The organism is Cupriavidus basilensis (assembly GCF_000832305.1).
Taxonomy (GTDB): Bacteria; Pseudomonadota; Gammaproteobacteria; order Burkholderiales; family Burkholderiaceae; genus Cupriavidus; species Cupriavidus basilensis_F.
In genome coordinates, this window is the sequence record NZ_CP010537.1 from 2,126,170 (window position 1) to 2,145,940 (window position 19,771).

Genomic DNA, 19,771 nt, shown 5'->3' on the forward strand with positions numbered 1-19,771 from the left:
CGGGAGCGAGGGTCAGAACACCTTGTCGCCGATGATGCCGGCGCGCTCCATCTTGCGATGGCTGGGCGGGTAGTCCATCACGGCGTAGTGCTGCGTCGAGCGGTTGTCCCAGATGGCGATGCTGTTCGGCTTCCAGCGCCAGCGCACCTGATACTCGGGGATCAAGGCCTGGCCGATCAGGTACTGCAGCAGCGCCGATCCGCCTTGGGTGAAGTCCTGGCCGTAACGCACGTTGGCCGCGGTGTGGAAGTTCGTGAAATGGGTGGCGAAGCCGTTGACGAACAGCACCTTCTCGCCGGTCTCGGGATGGGTGCGCACCACGGGATGTTCGGCATCCGGGTACTGGGCCTTGAGTGCCAGGCGCGTCTCAATCGGCATGGCCGCACCGAATGTGGCTTCGATGCTGTGCCGCGCACGCAGGCCGGCGATCTGGAGCTTGACCTGGTCGGGCAGCTTCTCGTAGGCCAGCGCCATGTTGGCCCACATGGTGTCGCCGCCCACCGGCGGGCATTCCACGCAGCGCAGCACGCAGCCCATTGGCGGCGTCTCGCGCCAGGTGGCGTCGCAATGCCAGCCGTTCTCGTAACGATCGTTGGGAGCCTCTGGCGATTTGTAGATGCGCACCAGGCCCGGGTGATCCGGGTCGCTGCCGACCACGGGGTGGTCCTCGAGCTCGCCGAAGCGGCGCGCGAAGCCCACATGCTCGGCGCGCGTGATGTCCTGGTCGCGCAGGAACAGCACCTTGTGCTTGAGCAGCGCGGCCCTGATCTCGGCGAACAGCCCATCGTCGTGCACGGCGTCCGCCAGGTCCACGTTCACGAGCTCGGCACCGATGGCGCACGTCAGCGGTTCGATATGCATGGTTTGTCTCCTTCTTTTTTGTTCAGATCACCACCACGGACGGGCCCGTCGTCTTGCGGGACTCAAGGTCGCGGTGGGCACGCCCCGCTACATGCGGCGCGTAGCGCTGGTCGGGCGGCTCTTGCGTTGAGAGCTACCGCCAACGTTTTGCTCGGTCTGTGGTGCAACGCGGGCTCTGTACTGCCAGAAAGACGGCTTGAAGACTGAAGCCACGCTGTGTGCCATTGATCTCGCGCCGCCGGACATCGGGGATCAGAGCCACATCAGATCCACATCGGAAGACTATCTCTGCAAGACCAAATGCGATGTATTATTTGGGACATTCAATGTCTAAATTGGGACACGCCCATGCCCGGCTACACACCCTTGATCCGAAGCGCGAGTCTTACCGGCTATACGGAACTGGCGCGCCACCATGGACTTAACCCTGAGGCGATGCTGCGCAAGGTGGGGTTGAGTCCTCGAAGCCTTCTCGATCCCGACATGCCGGTCACTTCCATGGCGGTGCGCCAGCTGCTTGAGGACAGCGCATCGATGACAGGCGTGGAAGACTTTGGCTTGCGGCTGGCCAGGGACCGGCGGCTGGCCAACCTGGGCCCGATCAGTTTTGTGATGCGAGAAGCACCTAACGCCAGGCAGGCGCTGGACAACCTGTGTCGCTATATGCGCCTGATCAATGCGGCGCTGCTGACTAGCATTGAAGACTTCGGCGATGCCGTATTGATTCGCGAAGATATCCTGGCCACCGGCAAGTATCCGGTGCGGCAGTCCATTGAAATGGCCGTGGGCGTGCTATATCGCACGATCCAGGAACTATTGGGGCCAACCTGGCGGCCCCGAAGCGTCTGTTTCGAGCACCGTCAACCGCACGGTGCCACGTGTCACAAAGCGCTGTTCGGCTCGGTGGTTGAATTCAATGCGAGTTTCAATGGCATCGTCTGTGCCGCAAAGGACCTCGCGACGCCCATGCCGGCCAATGACTACCGTATGACGCCATACGTCCGTCGCTTTCTCGACCAGGCCTTGTCTGGATCCAATGAGAGTGCGACGCACACCGTTCGGCAGGTCGTGGTTGCCATGTTGCCCGGGGGCAGGTGTACGTCGGACCAGGTGGCAAAGCACCTTGGCGTGGATCGCCGAACTTTGCATCGCCGGCTCGTTGCGGAAGGCACGAGTTTTTTGTCACTGCTCCAGGCGGTCCGAGCTGAACTCGCCTCCCGCCAGATCCTCGACAGCGATCGCTCCCTCGCCGAACTCGCCGACCTGCTCGGTTTCTCAAGCTCCAGCGCTTTCGCTTTCTGGTTCAGAAAGCACTTTGGCATGACGGTGTCGAGCTGGAAGAAAACCTCACAGGCAGTCGCAAATGCATTGCCGCAACGTGGCTGATCTTCGCCCTCTCTCGTCGCCCTCTCCCACAGTAACCTGCGCACCGAGGTAGTCCAGTTTCTGGCCAGGCTCGCCAGTATGATCGCCACATACCAAAGGACAATAGACGCCCCCTGCCCCTGCCCCTGCCCCTGCCCCTGCGCCTTGCCTTGCCTTGCGCTGACCTGGCAGCAGATATCCCTGGCGCCATACGCTGCGCAGAACTGCGCTTGGATCGGTGCTTGGAGCGGCGCTGCACCCATCTTCTTTCCGGGCCTTGGCCATCGGCGGCAAAGGCGGGGAAGTCCACGGGACGCCCGAACGCGGGCGCGTTGAGCCGCGCCTGACCAGCAGCAACCCGCCATGACCGTCCTGTCCCTATGCGCCCCGCAACGGCTGACTAATACGAAGAGACAATGGCGATGAGCACCACGCAGCTTTAACCTTCGTTCGAGGTGCTTGCGCAGAGATCCGCCACACTCCCGCGCCGCACCCGACCAGGGTGCTCGACGCGCGCCACACCGGCTCCGAGCAAAAGGCGGCCATCCATGCACACATGCGCAAGGCTACGCCTGCGTTGCCGGGCTTCGCGCTTGGCGCGGCGGCACACCTGGTGCTGGGCTTCTGGGGCGCGTTGCTGCCGATTGCGCTGTCGCTACCGTTGTCTGTCCGGCTCGCCTGCGCGAGCACCACGGCCTGGTCACGCGCGCGGATCCAACCGCACGCCGCCATCCCATTCATTCCCCACGCATTGCCATCGCGCAGTGAAATCCATAATGCAAAATCAAGCAAGAACCCGGTCCCGCCCGTGCATGCCGCAGCCACGCACCTGGCTGAGCGCGGTCGGCCTGCTGGCGGGCCTGGCGGCCGCCACGCCGCTCGCGTGGGCGCAAAGCACTGTCGCCATCTATGGCCGCCTTAACACGAGCCTGGAATACACCCGCGCCAGCACAGCCACCGAAGGCAAGGTGCGTGGCGGTGCCGCCCGGCTGACCAACAACCGCTCCGTGTTCGGACTGATGGGCGAGGAGAACCTTGGCGGCGAGCTCAAGGCAATCTGGCAGATCGAGAGCAGCCTGTCCATCGACAACGGCCAGGGCCAGATCGCCAGCCGCAACACGCGGCTGGGCCTGCAGGGCCCGTTCGGCACGATCTTCGGCGGCAACTGGCATACCCCCTACACCGAGTCCACCATGGGCTACGACCCCTACTACCCGACCACGGCCGGCTACATGGCGCTGATCGGCAACGGCTCGGCGTCGAGCACGGACAACATTGAGGACACCAGTTCCTTCGACCGACGCCAGAAGAACACGCTGCAATACCGTTCGCCCGTGTGGCACGGCCTGAGCGGCGCGCTGGCCTGGGGCTTGCCAGAGGAGAGGAATACGGCGCCGCGCAACCCGGCGCTCTACTCCTTCGCCACCGCCTACGACGCAGGGCCACTCAACCTGACCCTGGCCTATGAGGTCCACCAGCACTACCAGGTGGCCGGCCGTAACGACGACGCCATCAAGGCGGGCGTGGCCTACCAGTTCGCCACCACGCGAATCGCGCTGGTCTATGAACGACTGCACTACCGCACCGCCACCGGTGACCTGTCCCGCAACGGCTACTACGCCTCGGTGGTGCAGAAGCTGGGGCCGGGCAGCGTGCGCCTGGGCTTCGCCTTCGCCGCCAACGGCACGGCGGATGCCACCGAGACCGTGGGCTTCTTCCACGCAGGGCCGAAGACGAGCGCCACGCAGCTCACCTTCGGCTACGACTATCCGCTGTCGCGGCGCACCGCGCTGTATGCGTACTACAGCCGCATCGACAACCAGCGCAATGCCCTCTACGACTTTGCCATCAACGGCATCGGCGTGGCCGCCGGCGCCAGGCCGCAGACCTTCGCGCTAGGCATGCGCCACAACTTCTGACCCTGGCCCCGCGCGGCAAGACCACATCAGCCGCAGGAACTTCCTATTGTCGGGCTTCGTCGGCGGCGCGATGGCCAGCGCTAACCTCTACTCGCTCATCGAAACCTGCCGGGCCATTGGCATCGAGCGGTATCGGCGCCTCCCGCTCGGCCTCCCGCTTTCCGATCTACGGGATCAGCGTGTCGCGCAATGGCAAACACCCTGTGTTGTTCTGTTGGTTTGCGCCCACCAGGTCAAAGCCACCGCGCACCGTGCGTTGGCGCCATTTTCCCCACTCCGAATAATTTCTTCCCAAGCCCAGCCTGCGTTTGCGGGCGATTTTCGATGACATGGCCCGCCTTGGCACACTCCATGCGTTTGTACCTCCCGAGCGCAGCACAGATGCTCAACCCAGATGAACCAACGTCCCAATCGCTCCCAAGGAGAACTGCCATGACTACCACCCTCGCCATCAAGGACCTGTCGGTCACCGAAGAACTCGACGCCCGCGCCATGCGCGCCGTGCGCGGCGGCTTCGTGCCCTTCCTGCCCATCTTCAGCGCGGTCAAGATCGACTCGACCTTCAATGCCGAGCAACTGATCGGCCAGACGCAGAACGTCGTCAACATGAACGGCAACAACGCGGCCTTCGTCGACGACATCAAGTCCCATGTCACCTCGACGCAGAACGCCCAAAACAACATTTATCGTTGAACGGCCCGGCGCAAGCGGAGGCGGCCTCGCCCCCCTCCGCTGCCAACCAGCCAATCAAGCGCATTTCAAGTCATCCCGTGAAGCCAAGGAGAACCAACATGTCAGCCATCATCGTGCGCGACCTCGCCCTGAACCAGGAACTCGACAGTAAGTCCATGACCGCGGTGCGCGGCGGCAATTCCTGGCTGCAAGGACTGGGCCCGGCGGCCAACGTCAATGTCAACGTCAACCAGAACATCGCCCAGCTGCAAAGCATCAATGTCAACACGCTCAACAACGTCGGCGTGATCGGCTCCGGCTTCGGCCCGCTGAGCATCGACGTCAACCCGTCGCAATGGGCTGCCACCCACGCCAAGGTTTGAATCGGGCCACGACACGCTCGGCGGCGATGGGCAAGGTAACGCTGCGCATCTCGCCATTGTCGTTCTTGAAGTCGAATTGCTGCGTTTCTGAACAGTTGCCCAAGACCACAGCAAGGCTACGGCTCGACTCGCCTGGAAGTACTTTATCGGTTGCTCCGTCGCCCGGAGTGGATCGTGCGCCGCAGCCGGTCGACGAAATAGACATACGGCAGCGCCAGCCAGGGCGGCAGCACCAGGCCCGGCATCGCGTAGTAGCGGCCGTGGAAGTCACTGTGATATTCCGGAAGCGGCCAGTACGGCAACACGACGAAGCCCAGGCTGCCGAGCAGACCAGCGAGCTCGAACAGGCTGCGGCTGCCAAGACAGATAGTCGCGGCCGAAGTCCAGGCCGGTCGGCACGCGCCGATGCACCGTCTGCCACGGCAGCGCCAACGGCGGCACTGCCGCCGAGGTCATGCTGAGCATAAAGCGCGTCGATACACCACGTCGTCGCCGAACAGCCTGTCCGTGCGCAGGATGACCTGGGCCGGCAGGAAGGCGGCCGGCCCGGCCACGGCTACCTTGCCGTGGCCGGGCGAGGCCTGGACGCCTTGCGCCCGTCTTGTGTTACATCGCGTCTTTACTGGTTGCGCTCGGTGATCACCAGCGGCACGCGCACATCGCCCACCGTCATCACCGCTTGCACCGGCAGCGCACCCGCCGGCGCGAGTTGCGCCTCGCTCATCTGCTTGTTGCCGGCAAAGCGGAAGGCGGTCACCGTGACGGTGGCCTCGCCGTGCTGGCGCAGCGGCGGCGGCGCAGCCGCGCGGTCCGGCGCCACCGGACGCGGCAAGGCCGGCGGCAGCTCGGGTTCGATCTGCTGGCGCAGCGCGCCAGCGTCGGGCGGCACCTGCGCCAAGGTGGGGGCAGCGGCCAGGACGGTCAGGCAAAGGCCAGCGAGTTGCCGCGCGCCGGTGGCGGCGCGGATGGGGAAGCGAGAGGGATAGCAGCTCATTGAAGACGGGAATCGGTCACTTTTTCACAGGTGCCAATCCTATCGAGCATTTCGCGTGCAAAGCTGACAAGTTCTGACATTGGCTTGGGCGCCACCCCAAAGCGACTGCGCGTGGGCTATGGTCCTGCCGCCGCAGCGCAAGCACCGCGGCACGCCGCCAGGCGCTCTGGCGGTGCAATGCACGGTGATCAGTGACTCGGGGGAAGGTTTGAGGAAAGACGGGTGGCACGCCAGGCCGAGCGCAACCTGGAGGCCAAGGTGGCGCTGCATGGGGTGATCGTCTTTCCGTGCAAGAAATGGCGGTAGCAGGACGCACCGCCGTGCGCAGCAAGGCTTCTCGGGTCAGGTGAGATGCCCGGGACGTCGTCCCGCATCACCAGTTCGACGCCCTGCGCCACAGCGCGCCCGCATAGTGTTACCCGGCTGCCAAGCGGCGTGCAATTGACGGCGTAGTCGGCCAGCGGCGTGCGCAGCGCCCCCTGCGCCCGATCGCTCGCGCCGGTGTTGTCCGAGCGAGAGCGTGGCGGTTTCGATGAGAATACGCTTCGGTCTCAAGGGCGAGTGAGACGGCCGATTTCACAAGAGCAGTGAAATCGCAAAGTGTTGCCGAGAGCGATTTTGCAGGGGGGGCTGCCGCCAGATTTCGCACCATTCGACCGATCACCCGAAGTTGGCGACGCATCGCGCCACGACAACCGGGAGGCCGCCACCCAAGACTCAAACAAGGCGGAGATTACGAATTGGAAAAGGCGGCTTGCCCGGCTCGGCGGGCCGCTGCAGATCCTCCGCGTACTTCAGGGCGAGCGCGTCGGCCTTGGCCTCCCGCCCGGTTTCCCTCAGGCGATCCAGGTAGGCCCGCAGTTTCCCGCGGATGTGATAGGGGCCGCCTTCCTTCACAACATTGACGAGCGGGTCTCTGCCACGCGCCGCTGTGGGCAGCATTTCCGCCTCCCAGGCCCTCAGAAGTCCCATCCCCTTCTCTACGATGTCGGGCCGGTGATCGGCGAGGTTGCGCTGCTCATGGGGGTCGGCCTCCAGGTCGAACAGCAGGACGTCGTCGAACAGGTGGTATCCGTCGTGCAGGGTGCAGATCATCATCCAGTTCCCGAAGCGCACGCCGCGCTGGCAGGTCCATGCGCCTTGCGACACAACAAGGTGGTCACGCCCTTCATCGGCCCCAGCTTTCAGGCTCTGCGCGAACGATGCGCCATCCCAGGATGCGGGCACCGGCTGGCCCAGCAACTCCAGGATCGTGGCCGTGACATCGATCTGGTAGTGGAACGCGCGATACTCACGCCCGGCCTCGATGCCCGGCCATTTGAGCAGCAGCGGCACGTTGGTGGTGAACTGGTCCGCCGTCTGGTGGTCACCGTAGACACTGAGCTCGCCGAGGGTCTCGCCATGATCGGAGGACAGCATGACCGCCGTCTCGCCGTCGACGCCCAGTTCCGCGAGTTGCGCGAGCAGCTTTCCCACGTACTCGTCGGCCACCAGTACGCCGGTATCGTAGCCGTCGAACATGGCGCGGACTGCCGCCATGTCCGGGATGCTCTGCGGCTGGCGCGGGTACCACGCGCGGGCGGCCTCGTTCGGCGCGAAGCCCGTGCTTTCCTGCGCGCTGTGCGGGCCGCACCCTTGCCAGTGCTCCGCGCGCACCTCCTGCGTCAGCCATGCCGGCAAGGGATCGTCGGCAAAGGGCTCTCCGTACTCCGGCGCCGCCCGGTAGGGCGTGTGCGGATCCCACATATGCACATGCAGGAACCAGTTGTCCTCCTTGCCATGCCGCGCCAGCCAGTCCGACGCAAGGGCATGGACCTCATCGGCCGTCTCCCGGCCGAACTTGCCGACGTTGTAGGTTTCGTCGAAGCCGGTGTACCAGTGGAACGCCGAGTGCCGGTGCGCGAACGAACTGACGCTCACGGTCTTCAGCCCGGCCTGCTGCAGGCGGAACGGGAAACTGTCGAAATGGAGCTGCGACCAGAATTGCCGGTCGGGGCCGCCGATCACCGGATCGGCATCTTCGCCGCCATGATTGACGACACCGTTGTGGATACCGAAGCGCCCGGTCAGCAAGGCGGTGCGGCTCGGCAGGCACGGCGTGTCCGACGCATGGACGTTGCGAAACAGCGCGCTGCGGGCAGCCAGCTTGTCGATGTTGGGGCTTGTCTTGCGATGGTAGCCATAGCAGCCGAGGTGGTCGGGCCGCAGCGTGTCAATGTCAATGTAGATCAGTCGCATCGTTGAAATTCTCCACTTGTTGATGAGATGCGGGCGGGTCTGCGTACCCCGACCCTTGCCGCCGCGCCCCTGTTGATCGGGCCGCACGCCCGCGATACCGGACCGAGGGGCCGGCCCGCGGCCCCGCTTCTTGCCGCGCCTCCAGTCAGAACCGCGCCTTGCATGACATCTGAGGCAGCCCCCTCGTCGGCGCGCGGAACGAGAACAGCCCGCCGGCGAGCGGCTGCAGCGCGAGCGCCGCCGGAGACAGGCCTTTGCGCGCGGTCGTGACGTAGACGGTCCTGAGGTCGTCGCCGCCGAAAGCCAGCTTGGTGACGTTGTCGCACGGAAAGCGAACCACACCGGCCAGCCTGCCGTCCGGTGACCACCGCTCGATCCTTGCCCCGCCAAAGACGGCGATCCAGAGATGGCCGTCGGCGTCGACCGCCATTCCGTCCGGATAGCCCGTGCCGCAGAGCCGGGCAAATTCGCGCCTGCGCGACAACGCGCCGTCCTGGCCCACGTCGAAGGCGTAGACGAGGCGCTTGACGGTGTCCGCGTGATAGAGCGTGCGGGCGTCCGGGCTCATGGCCGGGCCGTTGGTGATGACATAGCCGCTGTCCCGGCGCCATGTCCGGCCGTCGTCGCCGACCTGGTAGAGCGAGCCGCTCGGCGCGGCTTCGCCGTCATCCATCGTGCCGAACCAGAGCCGGCCGGCGGGATCGACGAAGCCATCGTTGATGCGGTTGCCCGGCAGGTCAGGCTCCACCTCCTTGAGCCGGCGGCAAGCACCGTCCGCGGGATCGAAGCGATAGAGTCCATCCTGCATGCCGCACAGGAACCCCCCGTCGTCGAGCGGAACGATAAAGCCGGGCTGGCTATCGACCGGCCAGGAGCGCATTGCGCCCGTCGCGATGGCAAAACGATGGATTCTCCTGCCCTTGATGTCGACGAAATAGACCGCGCTCGAGCCTTGGTGCCAGACCGGCCCCTCGCCAAGCTCGGCGCCGAGCTGCCACACGCAGAGAGGATGGTTGTCTTTCATGCGCCAAAGTACCCCGCATCGACGAAATACTCGCGCCCGGAGCAGCGCTCCGCGTCATCCGACGCCAGGAACAGCGCCATGGCCGCCACGTGCCGCGGCTCGATGCGGGCGGGAAGGCATTGGCTCTGGAGCAGCCGCGCTTCGCTCTGCGCTGTCTGCCAGAGCAGGGTCTGGCGTGGTGTGCGCACGGCGCCCGGGACGATGCAGTTCACACGGATGCCGTCGCGGCCAAGATCCCGCGCCAGCCCGCGCGTGAGTCCCTCGATGCCGGCCTTGGCCGTCATGTAGATGGAGAGATCGGGCACCGCGACATGCCACGAGGCCGAGCCCAGGTTGAGGATGACGCCCGTCCTGGCCGTGCGCATGCCGGCGGCGGCCAGCTGGGCGCAGAAGAACTGATGGCGCAGATTGACGGCAATGCACTCCTCCCAATCGGAGGGCGTGACGGCATCGACCTGGTGCCGGTCATCCCTGCCCGCATTGTTGACCAGCACGCCAATCGGACCGCAGGCCTGCGCGATGCGGTCGAAGACGGCCGTGGTGGCGCCGATATCCCGCAGGTCGCAGGGGTGAAAGACGGTATGCAGCCCCTCGGCAGTCAGCGCGTCTTGCAGTTGCCTTGCCCCCACCTCGCAGACATCGATGAAATGGACGTGCGCACCCTGGCGCGCAAAGGCTCCCACCATTTCCGCGCCGATGCCGCCGCCGCCGCCCGTGATGACGACAGACTTCTCTTTCAAGCTAGGGTAAATCGCGTAAGACATCTGAATCTCCGGTACTACCATGATTCGGCGAAGGCAGCCCCGCGGCGCCAGCCGCCGAGGCCTCAGTTCGCACCTAGCCCTGCTGTGCCGTGCTCGATGGTCACCCGGTCGAACTCCGGCGCCGCCGCCGTGATCGAGTGCTCGAATGCCTCGGCATGTTGCTGCAGGCGCTGCAGGATCTCGGGCTCGCTCGCGGCCTTGTCGAACTTCTCACCCGGATCGCGGCCCAGGTTGTACAGCGTCGGCTTGGCCATCTTGGCTTGCAAGCCGCCCTTCGGATTGCGCCCGCTGACGTCGTAGAAATTGACTTTCCACTCACCTTCGCGCCAGGCCTGCAGGCGGCCGCGGAAGTAGTAAGGCAACACCTGGCGCGGGCTCGGCGCTTGCTCGCGCAGCGTCTTGCCCAGGTCGCTGCCGTCGAGGGCGGCGTCGGGCAGCCGCGCCCTGGCCAGCGCGGCGAAAGTCGGCAGCAGGTCGTAGGTAGCGCCGATGCCGTCCACCACCGCGGGGCGGATGGTGCCCGGCCACCAGAACAGCGCCGGTACCCGCGCGCCGCCTTCATAGGTCGAGCCTTTGCCGTCGCGCAGCATGCCGGCCGACCCCACCAGCTCCTCGTACAGGATCCAGGGGCCGTTGTCGCTGACGAACACCACCAGGGTGTTCTTGGCATCGGGGCTGCGCCGCACGGCCTCCAGCACCCGCCCCACGCTGTGGTCCAGCTCCGCGATGGCGTCGCCCACCGGGCCGCCCTTGCTGCTGCCGACGAACTCGGGGGCAGGCATATGCGGCAGGTGGGGCTTCTCGTAGCCCACCCAGGCCAGGTAGGGCTGGTTACGCTTGCGGCCGACGAAGTCGACGACCTGGTCGGTCAGCCGTCTGTTGTAGCTGCGCTGGTCCACCGGCTGCTCGACCACGCGGTCGCGGTAGTCGGCCTTGCCGTTGTCCACCACCCGCTCGCTCGCGATCAGCGGCGAGTTCCAGTAGGCGTTCTTGGGATCGCGGAAGGCCGCGACCGCCTGCCGGTAGTACAGGGCGAACAGCGCCTTGGGCGACTCGCCATTGGCGAAGCGCTGGCGCAGTTCGGCGATGCTGACGCCGCCGGGAATGCCGGCGAAGTACGCATCGTTCGACATCGGCATGCCCCACCAGGAATCGAAGCCGTGCCGCGTGGGATAGGCGTGCGGTGCGTCGCCCAGATGCCATTTGCCGAACAGCGCGGTGGCGTAGCCAGCGTCGTGCAGCACGCTGGCTACGCTCGTCTCGCGGTCGGGGAAGCCGTAGGGATCGCCCTCGACCGCCACGCTGTTGAGCGCGCCGTACAGGCCGGAACGGGTCTCGACCCGCCCGGTCAGCATGGCGCCGCGGCTGGGCGAGCAGACCGGGGAGCTGACGTAGAAGTTGGTCCAGCGCTGGCCTTCGGCCGCCATCCGGTCCAGGTTGGGTGTGCGAAATACCGGATGGCCGTAGCTGCCGAGATCGCCCCAGCCGAGGTCATCGGCGATCAGCAGGATGATGTTGGGGCGGGTGCGTGGGCCAGTGTGCGGACCTGTATGCGGGCCTGTGTTCGGGCCGCTGTCGGGTGCCGCCTGCGCCTGGGACAGCGGCGCCGCCAGTGCCAGGGCGCCGGCCAGCAGCAATAGCTTGCGCAGGCAAGGCGCGCCGCGCCCGGGGGCTTTCTCATGGGAACCCGGGCGCACCGTGCCTGTGCGCACTGTCATCCCAGGCCGCATCGTCTTAGAAGCTTCTTCCATTGTCTAATCCCTGTCTCTTCGAGGTGAATCTGGCGCCGTTACGGCGCGCGTCCTATTTCGCCGCGGGCGATACGACCGCGCCATCCGCGTAGTCGATCGCAGCCGGCCTGAATCCGATGCGCATCGCGTTGACATGGAGGATCTCTCCCGGTCTGAGCGCAATGGTCTCGCCGCCATAGACCGACCAGCTGGGCGGCACGGGGCGCATGTCCCCGACCTTGGCAAGGCCCATGCCGAACAGCTCGCCCGCCAGGCGCTCGTAGTCCCAACTCTGCACCACGTGGGTGGCGGCCGTGGCGCGTGCGGCGGGGCGCTCGATCCAGTAGCCAATGGAGGCGCCGGGCGTGGCGCAGGCGATCTGCACGCCATCCACGCCATCCACCCCATTGCCGGCCCTGCGCACTTCGGGAATCGCTGTCGCGGGCGGCTCGCTGCCACCCTGCCACATCTGCTTGAGCATCTCGCGCTCTGGCACCCCGCCCTTGTCGCCGACCTTGGCCGTCCACGCCTGGAACGCATGCCTGAGCTCCTCGAGCTTGTTCTTGTACTTCGGGTCATCCGCCAGGTTGTGTTGCTCCCATGGGTCCTGCTCCGCATCGTAGAGTTCCTCCACCGGCTTGGTCTTGAACCATGCGGCCGTGGCGGGAGGGAGGCTGCCTTCGGCCCTGAGCTTCAGGATGTCACGCATCATGGGCAGCTTCATGCGGAACTTCAGGTCTTGGTAGTACGGCAATTCCGGCATGTAGTTGTACAGATAGCGATAGCGCTGGTCCCGCACCATCCGTACCCTGTCGTACTCGGTATCCATGCGGTCGCGCGCCGCGAAGACGTAGCGGCGCGGTATGCTGGCCCGCTGCTCACCAAGGAAGGCCTGGCCCTGCATATAGCCCGGAACCGGCACGCCAGCCAGGGAAAGCACCGTCGGTGCCATGTCGACGCCGCTGACCAGTTCGTCCCGGCGAGTGCCCCCGTGCTGGCCGCCGGGATGTCGCACGATGAATGGCACATGCGTGCCGCGCTCGAGGAGCTCCCGCTTCATCCACGGCAGGTTGCCACCGTTGTCGGCAAAGAAAAAGATGATGGTGTTGTCGTACAGGCCGTCGTCCTTCAGCATCTGGATCAGTTCGCCAACCTGCCGGTCCATCAGCTCGATATTGGTGTACATGCGAGCGATGTCGCCGCGTACGGCCGCCGTGTCCGGGAAAATCGGCGGCACCGGCACGCTGACCGGATCATTGAGCAAGGGATCCTTGCGCAAGGCCACCATGACTTCGTGGGTCAGGAAGAAGTTGAAGACCGAGAAAAACGGCTTGCCCTTGGGGCGGTTGCGAAAGGACGCCGCGGGTCCGTTCTCATCCCAGACCGTGACGGGCGCCTCGAACTGGTAATCCTGCTTCTGGTTGTTCGTGGTGTAGTAGCCCGCCTTGCGCAGGTACTCCGGGAAGGCCTTGACTTGCTCGGGCAGCACGACAGAGTAGGTGGCGGGAAGCCCATCCGGCCTCTGGGAGGCGCTGCGCCCGGGCATCTGTATCTCCCCGGGCCCGGTACGCATGTGTTGCGCACCCACTGAAGTCGGGTACATGCCAGTGATCAGTGCCGCGCGCGCAGGCGCGCAAACGCCTGCAGTCTGGTAAGCGTGGGTGTAGAGCACCCCTTCCCTGGCCAGCTGGTCGATATTGGGGGTCTTCACCTCGCGATCGCCGTACGCGCCGATGAAGGTCGTGATGTCCTCCACCGTGATCCAGAGGATGTTGGGCTGATTCCGCTGCTGCTGCGGCTGCGGCTGCGGCTGCTGCTGCGCATGGAGCAGTCCCGACTGCGCGGCCACGAGCAGCATGAAGCCATGCATGGCCAGGCGCATTGCGCGAGGCAGGCAGGCAAACGGATTCCTGGTGCGGTTGTGAACGTTCATGCTACGTCGATTCCAGTTGGATTAAATTCGTTCCGGCAGGCACAGCACACGGCCGCCGGATGCCATTGCATTCGCCTGTCAGGCCCGGCGGCCTTATCCGGCTGGCGCGGCAGCCTTGGCCGGTGGTTGGGACTGGCCTGCCTGGCGTTGCCGCATGGCGTGCCAGCTGCCCTGGTCCATCACCAGACGAAAGCCCAGGTGCGACATGCTGGCGTAGGGGTCGGTACCACGGCGCGCGCTCGGGCGGTAGCTCAGGCAGTAGTCCTGATTGCAAAGGAAGGAGCCGCCGCGGATCACCCGCCTGGGCGCTTGCTCAGGCACGCCGGGCTCCGAGGGATCCCAGCTGTCGGCAGGGCCCTGTGGATCGACCGCCACCCTGTCCGCCCCGGCTGCCCGCTTGAACTGGTCGGCGCGGTACCAGTCCGCCACCCACTGCCAGGCATTTCCTGTCATGTCGTAGAGTCCATATCCATTGGCCGGGAAGGTGCCGGCGGCGCTCGTGCCGAGCGCACCGCCGGCCTTGGGACTCACCACGGGAAAGGGGTGCGCTTGCTGTCCCTGCCAAACGTTGGCCATCTGCTTGCCGCCGGGGGAGAACTGGTCGCCCCATGCATAGGTCGCCTGCTCCAGCCCGCCGCGCGCCGCGAACTCCCACTCGGCCTCGGTCGGCAGTCGCTTGCCGACCCATCTGGCATAGGCTTGTGCATCCGCGTAGGAGACCTGCACAACGGGATGAGCGTCCTTTCCTTCGATGGAACTGCCCGGGCCTTTGGGATGGCGCCAGTCCGCACCGGGCGCGAAGCGCCACCAGCGGGCGTAGTCGCTCAAGGGCACCGGGCGGTCCGTGCCGACAAAGACCAGGCCCCCGGGCACCAGCACGCTGTCGGGCGGGCGCGGCGTGCCCGGTGGCAGCTGCACCTTGAGCGTTTCCCAGTCCGGCTTCTGTTCGGCGGTGGTCACATAGCCGGTGGCTGCCACGAACGCGCGGAACTCGGCATTGGTCACGTGATGCCGGTCCATCCAGAAACCATGGACGCGCGTCTTGTGCGCCGGACGTTCGTTGGCCTGCGCCAGCGGGTGATCGCTGCCCATCAGGAAATCGCCGTCGGCAATCCATGCCATGTCGCGTGGGCCATTGACGCCGTCGCCAAAGATGATGTGCGGCGAAGCGCTTGCGCCAATCAGCGGCTTGGCGTCGCCCCGCAATCCGCCGGCACTGGCCAAGGCGGCGATCGCCGCGGGCACGGCAATCGCCGCTGTGATCCACGCCGCGGCACGCAGGCGCCGGGGCATGGATCGCGTCCCGACCTGGCTGTGCGCAGACACTGCGGCCGCCGGCTCGCGCCTGGCTGCGTGTGGCTCGCTTCGCTTTCTGCTTTTCATGGAAACCGTCATTGCAATAGAAGGCTGAATGCCGGCAGGTGGCGTCGCTGATCGGCGCCGCCTGCCGGATGTAGCGCGCCTCGACCCGCTAGAACTTGTGACGAATGCCGATCGCCGCCCCGGTCTGGCTGTTCTTCCCCTGGCCTAGATAGGCGCCGTTGCCGAATCCGATCGCCGCCGAATCCAGGTTCAGGCCGGAATTTCGCACGTACGCCACGGTCGCATAGACGTCGGTACGCTTGGAAAGCGAATAGTCCGCAATGAAGTTCACCTGCCACGGATTCACTGGATTGCCGTTGGGCTGCGCAGCATTGGTCTTCAGCGTCTTGCGGACATCGTAGTAGTAGCCCAGCGTCAGCGTTAATGCGGCAGTGGCGTCGTAATTGACCCCTGCCCACCAGAAATCATCCCGGACCAGGGTTCTGCCTGCCGCGTCCTTGATCTGCCCCCAACGATAGCCAGCCATCAGCTTGGTTCGCTCGAATGAATAGCTTGCCGCGAACGCCGCCTTCCTGGATGTGCTGGTGCTGCCAACGGTAACGGCCGGATTCCACTGATCGTAGGTTGCTGTCGCGCCAAGGCCCGCGCCCAGGTACGTCAGGCCAGCGCCATAGGCTGTATTGTCCTTGGCGTGGCCCGGCGTTTCTCCCGCGCCTTGACCCGCAACCGGCGTGATCTCGAATTGGCTCAGCCCGGCACCGAAACTGTAGTGGGCCCTGAACGTAACCGGGCCGGTCTCCATCGTATATTTCACGGCATTGTCCACGGCGCCTGAGCCAGCCGTCCCGCCCATTAGCGCCAGGGTTGGCTCGAACAGCGGGGCGAACTTCGCCGGCATGAAGTCTCCCAAGCTCTCATACAGGCTGGTGTTTTGCCTGCCGAGCGAAATCTGCCCGAGACTGCTGCTTTGCAAGCCGACGAATGCCCGCCGGCTGAACATGGCTCCCGCGCGGTTCACCTGTCCGGTATCGGCGGCAAAGCCGCTCTCCAGCACGAACAGCGCTTTCAGGCCGCCGCCGAGATCCTCCACGCCGCGTATGCCCCAGCGCGAACCGGACATGCCACCGGCGCCCTGTATGCCGAACCTGTTGGCACCCGGCTGCCTCGTCTCCACGCCAGTGACCGGATTGATGGTCGGGGCGCTCGCCGCCAGATTGTTGGCGTAGCCGATAGGCAGATCGACGACACCGTACATGGTCACGCTCGACTGCCCATGCGCCAGACCTGCGCAGCCCGCGGCCGACACCAACGCGGCAGCGCGCGCAAGGTATTTAGTCCTTTTCATACTCCTCCATATTATTGTTTCGGCGCGAATGGGGCGCCTTCTCGTTCTTCCCATCGACTGCTTGGGATGTCCTCTGGACCGGCCAAACGGCGAGGTCCACAGGGTTGCGCTGCAATGGCGCTCCTAGTTGCGGAAACCGGGGTCGATCCGGTCAAGCTTGCGGAGCAACGCCGGCCAGGCAAAGGCTCCCCCAAGGCCGCCGGTCTGCACGCGCATGGACTCCGCAACACCGCGCACGATCTGCTCGGGGACGTGCATCAACTCCCCGCCAGCCTGGGCCGAGATTTGGATCTGGCAGGCGGATTCCAGCACGTACATGCTCAAGAATGCATCGGCCACCGTCCTGCCGACTGTCAGCAAACCGTGATTGCGCAGGATCATGTGATTGGCCCGGCCGAGGTCTGCCTGCAGGCGAGGCTTCTCCTCCTCGTGCATGGCAACGCCTTCATAGCCGTGGTAAGCAAGCGATCCGAGAATGAACGTGGACTGTTGGCTGAGCGGCAGGAGACCCGCCTTCTGCGCACTCACGGCAACGCCACTTCGCGTATGGGTATGCAGGACGCACTGCGCGTCCGGGCGCGCCTCGTGCACCGCGCTGTGGATGACAAAGCCAGCCGGGTTGACCGGATAGGGGGAGGCCAGGATCTTGTTGCACTGCGCGTCGATCTTCAACAGGCTGGATGCCGTGATCTCGTCGAACATCAGCCCATACGGATTGATCAGGAAGTGGTCCGCTTGCCCGGGCACACGCGCGCTGATGTGCGTGAACACAAGATCGGACCAGCCATGCAGTGCGACGAGCCGATAGCAGGCCGCAAGGTCGACGCGCAATTGCCACTCCTGCGGACTGACGAGTTCCTGGATGCATGCGGAAGCGGTAGCAGTCATGTTTTGACTCCTGTCGGACAATATGTGAAAGGGGTGTTCTTTCCCACCGGTGGACCAGATCGGCCGTTGCGCTGGGAATCGAACTGTGCGAGGAAGGTGTCGGCGGGCACGTGCGCCGCCGGTATTCACGCCCTCCCTCTAAGGGCAGCATCCGTCAGCGGCCGAACTCGCGCTCCTCGAGGCATAGTTCAATGCTGAGTTCAAGGTCTTGCGCCGAACGCCCCAGCGCAATGCGGTACTGGCCCGCTTCCATGCGCCAGCATCCCAACTCGGACTGGAAGCAGGCAAGCAGGCGCGGATCGGCGGTAATGCGGACTCGCGCCGATTCGCCAGGGCGCAGCGACACACGCTCGAATCCGAGCAGCCGCATGCGCCAGTCACCTGCCGCATCCGTGAGGTACACCTGCGGGACGTCATCGCCTTGGCGCGCCCCCGTATTTGTCACGGTGAATGCCACGGTCAGCGACTCCGCATCAACGACCTCCAGGTCGCGGTAGGCGAAGGTGGCATAGCTCAGGCCGTGGCCGAAGCCGAACAGCGGCTGGCGGCCAGTCTTGGCAAACCAGCGGTAGCCGACCTCGGCGCCTTCGTGGTAGTGCACCTTGATTGGCGTGCCGAGCTCGACGTCCGAGCCCGGCAGCGTGGGGTGCGGTGTTTGCCCGACATCGAAAGGAAAGGAAATGGGCAGCCGGCCGGACGGATTGATCTTGCCTGTAAGGACTTCGGCAATCGCTTGCGCGCCGAGCTGCCCGGGGAACCACGCCTGCACGATGGCCCGCGCCTTGTCGCGCCAGGGCATGGCCACCGGGTTTCCGGTCTGCAGCACAACGATGAGATTCCGGTTTTCGTTCGCGACCGCTTCGATCAGCGCGTCCTGCCCGAACGGCAACGTCATGTCCGGGCTGTCGAAACGCTCTGCTTCGTGCCGGTAGGCAAACATGACGACAATGTCCGCGCGCTTCGCCATCGCCACGGCATCCGCGATATGCGCACCGCAATCGAACTCGATGATGGCCTCCGGCAACTGCTTGCGCAGCGCCGCCAACGGAGACGATCCGAACAAGCGCATGACGGTGGTTCCCAGCAACGGATGGCTGCGCAACGGCACTTGCGCCGCATATCCGCTCGTGGGCATGACCTGGCTCGATCCGTCCCCGGACAGCACGCCGGTCTGGGCGTATCCGCCGATGATCGCGATTCGTTGCCGTCCCGCTGCCAGGGGGAGCGCCTGCCCTTCATTCTTCAGCAGCACGATACCTTCGCGCGCCGCCTGCAGCGCGACCGCATTGTGCGCGGCAAAGTCGACCGGCGCCGCCGCACGCTGCTGGTCAATGCCGATTGCGTAGTAGGAGCGAAGCATGCGCCGGACCATGTCGCTGATGCGCTCCTTGGGCACCTTGCCTTGCTCGTAGGCCTGCCGCAGCGGCCCGTTGAACCACTCCTGCTTGTCGAGTTGGGCGCCCGCGTGCTGATCAAGGCCGGACAGCGCAAACTCCCATCCGTAGACCGCCAGCCAATCGGACATCACCCACCCCTTGAAGCCCATGGCGTCCTTGATCGTCTCCTGCAGGATGGCGCGATTTCCACAGGCGTATGCACCGTTGACCAGGTTGTAGGCACCCATCAGGGCGCCCGGCTGGCTCTTCTCGATCGCGATCTGGAAGGCCAGCAGATCGCTTTCCCGGTGCGCCGCGGGATCGATGATGGCATCAAGGAAGAATTTGTTCGTTTCGCTGGCGTTGAGCGACACATGCTTGAGCACGGCGATGACGCCCTCTTCCTGCGTACCGGATACGATTTCCGCCCCGATCAGGCCAGAGAGGAGCGGATCTTCCGATATGTACTCGAAGTTCCTGCCGTTGCGCACATCGCGCACGAGGTTGATCCCGCCCCCCAGCGCTACGTTGAAGTCCCTCGCACGCGCTTCCTTGCCAATGAGATTGCCGATCGTGCGCGCCAACGACGGGTTGAATGTCGCGCCGATGGCAAGCCCGGCGGGGAGCGCCGTGGCGCAATCGTCGGGTCCGTCGGTGTGACGAAGCCCAAGGCTGGCGTCGGCCAGCTTCAGCGGGGGAATTCCCAGGCGCGGCACGCCTTTTACGTAGCCGGCGACAGCCGGCACGTCCGCCGGCACGCGCGGCTCGCGCGCGCTTGTTCCGAACACCCGGACCATCAGGCTGTACAGCATGGAGAACCGCTCGTCGTCCGTCATGCGTGCTTCGGTATCGCGGGCGAGCGCGTCGGGATCGCGGCCTGCGGCTACGGACGATGAAGATGGCATCAACACGGCGGTCGACACTTCACCCGTGTTTGCGAGAATTTCCTGGTGCAT

General features: G+C 65.3%; 16 protein-coding genes. 4 read left to right on the forward strand and 12 right to left on the reverse strand.

Going from position 1 to position 19,771, the window contains the following annotated elements; translation table 11 throughout:
- Positions 1 to 12: 12 nt before the first annotated feature.
- The gene (locus tag RR42_RS30105) at positions 13 to 861 is read right to left on the reverse strand and encodes a TauD/TfdA dioxygenase family protein (RefSeq protein ID WP_043355406.1); all 849 of its coding nucleotides are present in this window, start codon (positions 859 to 861) and stop codon (positions 13 to 15) included.
- 348 nt (positions 862 to 1,209) lie between these two features.
- Here RR42_RS30105 and RR42_RS30110 point away from each other — a divergent pair, with 348 nt between their 5' ends.
- The 4 genes from RR42_RS30110 to RR42_RS30125 all read left to right on the forward strand — a co-directional run bounded on the left by RR42_RS30110 (position 1,210) and on the right by RR42_RS30125 (position 5,200).
- Positions 1,210 to 2,247 (forward strand): AraC family transcriptional regulator, encoded by a 1,038-nt coding sequence (locus RR42_RS30110; protein WP_043355408.1) that lies wholly within the window; start codon positions 1,210 to 1,212, stop codon positions 2,245 to 2,247.
- 791 nt (positions 2,248 to 3,038) lie between these two features.
- Positions 3,039 to 4,145: a porin gene (locus tag RR42_RS30115; RefSeq protein WP_043355410.1), complete on the forward strand. Its 1,107-nt coding sequence runs from the start codon at positions 3,039 to 3,041 to the stop codon at positions 4,143 to 4,145.
- A 432-nt stretch (positions 4,146 to 4,577) separates the two neighbouring features.
- A complete protein-coding gene (locus RR42_RS30120) occupies positions 4,578 to 4,838 on the forward strand; it encodes a hypothetical protein (RefSeq protein WP_043355412.1) in 261 nt (86 codons plus the stop codon).
- Positions 4,839 to 4,936: 98 nt separating this feature from the next.
- A complete protein-coding gene (locus tag RR42_RS30125; RefSeq protein ID WP_043355414.1) occupies positions 4,937 to 5,200 on the forward strand; it encodes a hypothetical protein in 264 nt (87 codons plus the stop codon).
- A 143-nt stretch (positions 5,201 to 5,343) separates the two neighbouring features.
- Here RR42_RS30125 and RR42_RS40565 read toward each other — a convergent pair whose 3' ends face one another.
- From RR42_RS40565 to RR42_RS30175, 11 genes are all read right to left on the reverse strand, one after another.
- A complete protein-coding gene (locus RR42_RS40565) occupies positions 5,344 to 5,505 on the reverse strand; it encodes a hypothetical protein (protein WP_158408324.1) in 162 nt (53 codons plus the stop codon).
- Between the two features lie 314 nt (positions 5,506 to 5,819).
- On the reverse strand, positions 5,820 to 6,194 hold the full coding sequence (locus RR42_RS40870) for a hypothetical protein (protein WP_043355415.1): 375 nt from the start codon (positions 6,192 to 6,194) through the stop codon (positions 5,820 to 5,822).
- A gap of 717 nt (positions 6,195 to 6,911) precedes the next feature.
- Positions 6,912 to 8,432 carry a sulfatase gene (locus tag RR42_RS30135; RefSeq protein ID WP_043355416.1) on the reverse strand — a complete coding sequence of 507 codons (1,521 nt, stop codon included), beginning with the start codon at positions 8,430 to 8,432 and terminating at the stop codon, positions 6,912 to 6,914.
- Positions 8,433 to 8,577: 145 nt separating this feature from the next.
- Positions 8,578 to 9,456, reverse strand: a complete 879-nt coding sequence (locus tag RR42_RS30140) for an SMP-30/gluconolactonase/LRE family protein (protein WP_043355418.1) — start codon at positions 9,454 to 9,456, stop codon at positions 8,578 to 8,580.
- Complete coding sequence (locus RR42_RS30145; RefSeq protein ID WP_043355420.1) at positions 9,453 to 10,220, reverse strand: SDR family NAD(P)-dependent oxidoreductase; 768 nt, start codon at positions 10,218 to 10,220, stop codon at positions 9,453 to 9,455. Before RR42_RS30145 ends, RR42_RS30140 begins: the two co-directional genes overlap by 4 nt.
- 62 nt (positions 10,221 to 10,282) lie before the next feature.
- Positions 10,283 to 11,938 (reverse strand): sulfatase-like hydrolase/transferase, encoded by a 1,656-nt coding sequence (locus RR42_RS30150; protein ID WP_236702074.1) that lies wholly within the window; start codon positions 11,936 to 11,938, stop codon positions 10,283 to 10,285.
- An 85-nt stretch (positions 11,939 to 12,023) separates the two neighbouring features.
- The gene (locus RR42_RS30155; protein WP_236702075.1) at positions 12,024 to 13,883 is read right to left on the reverse strand and encodes a sulfatase; all 1,860 of its coding nucleotides are present in this window, start codon (positions 13,881 to 13,883) and stop codon (positions 12,024 to 12,026) included.
- Between the two features lie 93 nt (positions 13,884 to 13,976).
- Positions 13,977 to 15,176, reverse strand: coding sequence for a formylglycine-generating enzyme family protein (locus RR42_RS30160; RefSeq protein WP_043355424.1), 1,200 nt, complete (start codon positions 15,174 to 15,176; stop codon positions 13,977 to 13,979).
- Positions 15,177 to 15,354: 178 nt separating this feature from the next.
- Complete coding sequence (locus RR42_RS30165; RefSeq protein WP_043355426.1) at positions 15,355 to 16,551, reverse strand: porin; 1,197 nt, start codon at positions 16,549 to 16,551, stop codon at positions 15,355 to 15,357.
- A 123-nt stretch (positions 16,552 to 16,674) separates the two neighbouring features.
- A complete protein-coding gene (locus tag RR42_RS30170) occupies positions 16,675 to 17,439 on the reverse strand; it encodes a class II aldolase/adducin family protein (protein ID WP_043355428.1) in 765 nt (254 codons plus the stop codon).
- 154 nt (positions 17,440 to 17,593) lie between these two features.
- Positions 17,594 to 19,771, reverse strand: coding sequence for a beta-glucosidase (locus RR42_RS30175; RefSeq protein ID WP_173430734.1), 2,178 nt, complete (start codon positions 19,769 to 19,771; stop codon positions 17,594 to 17,596).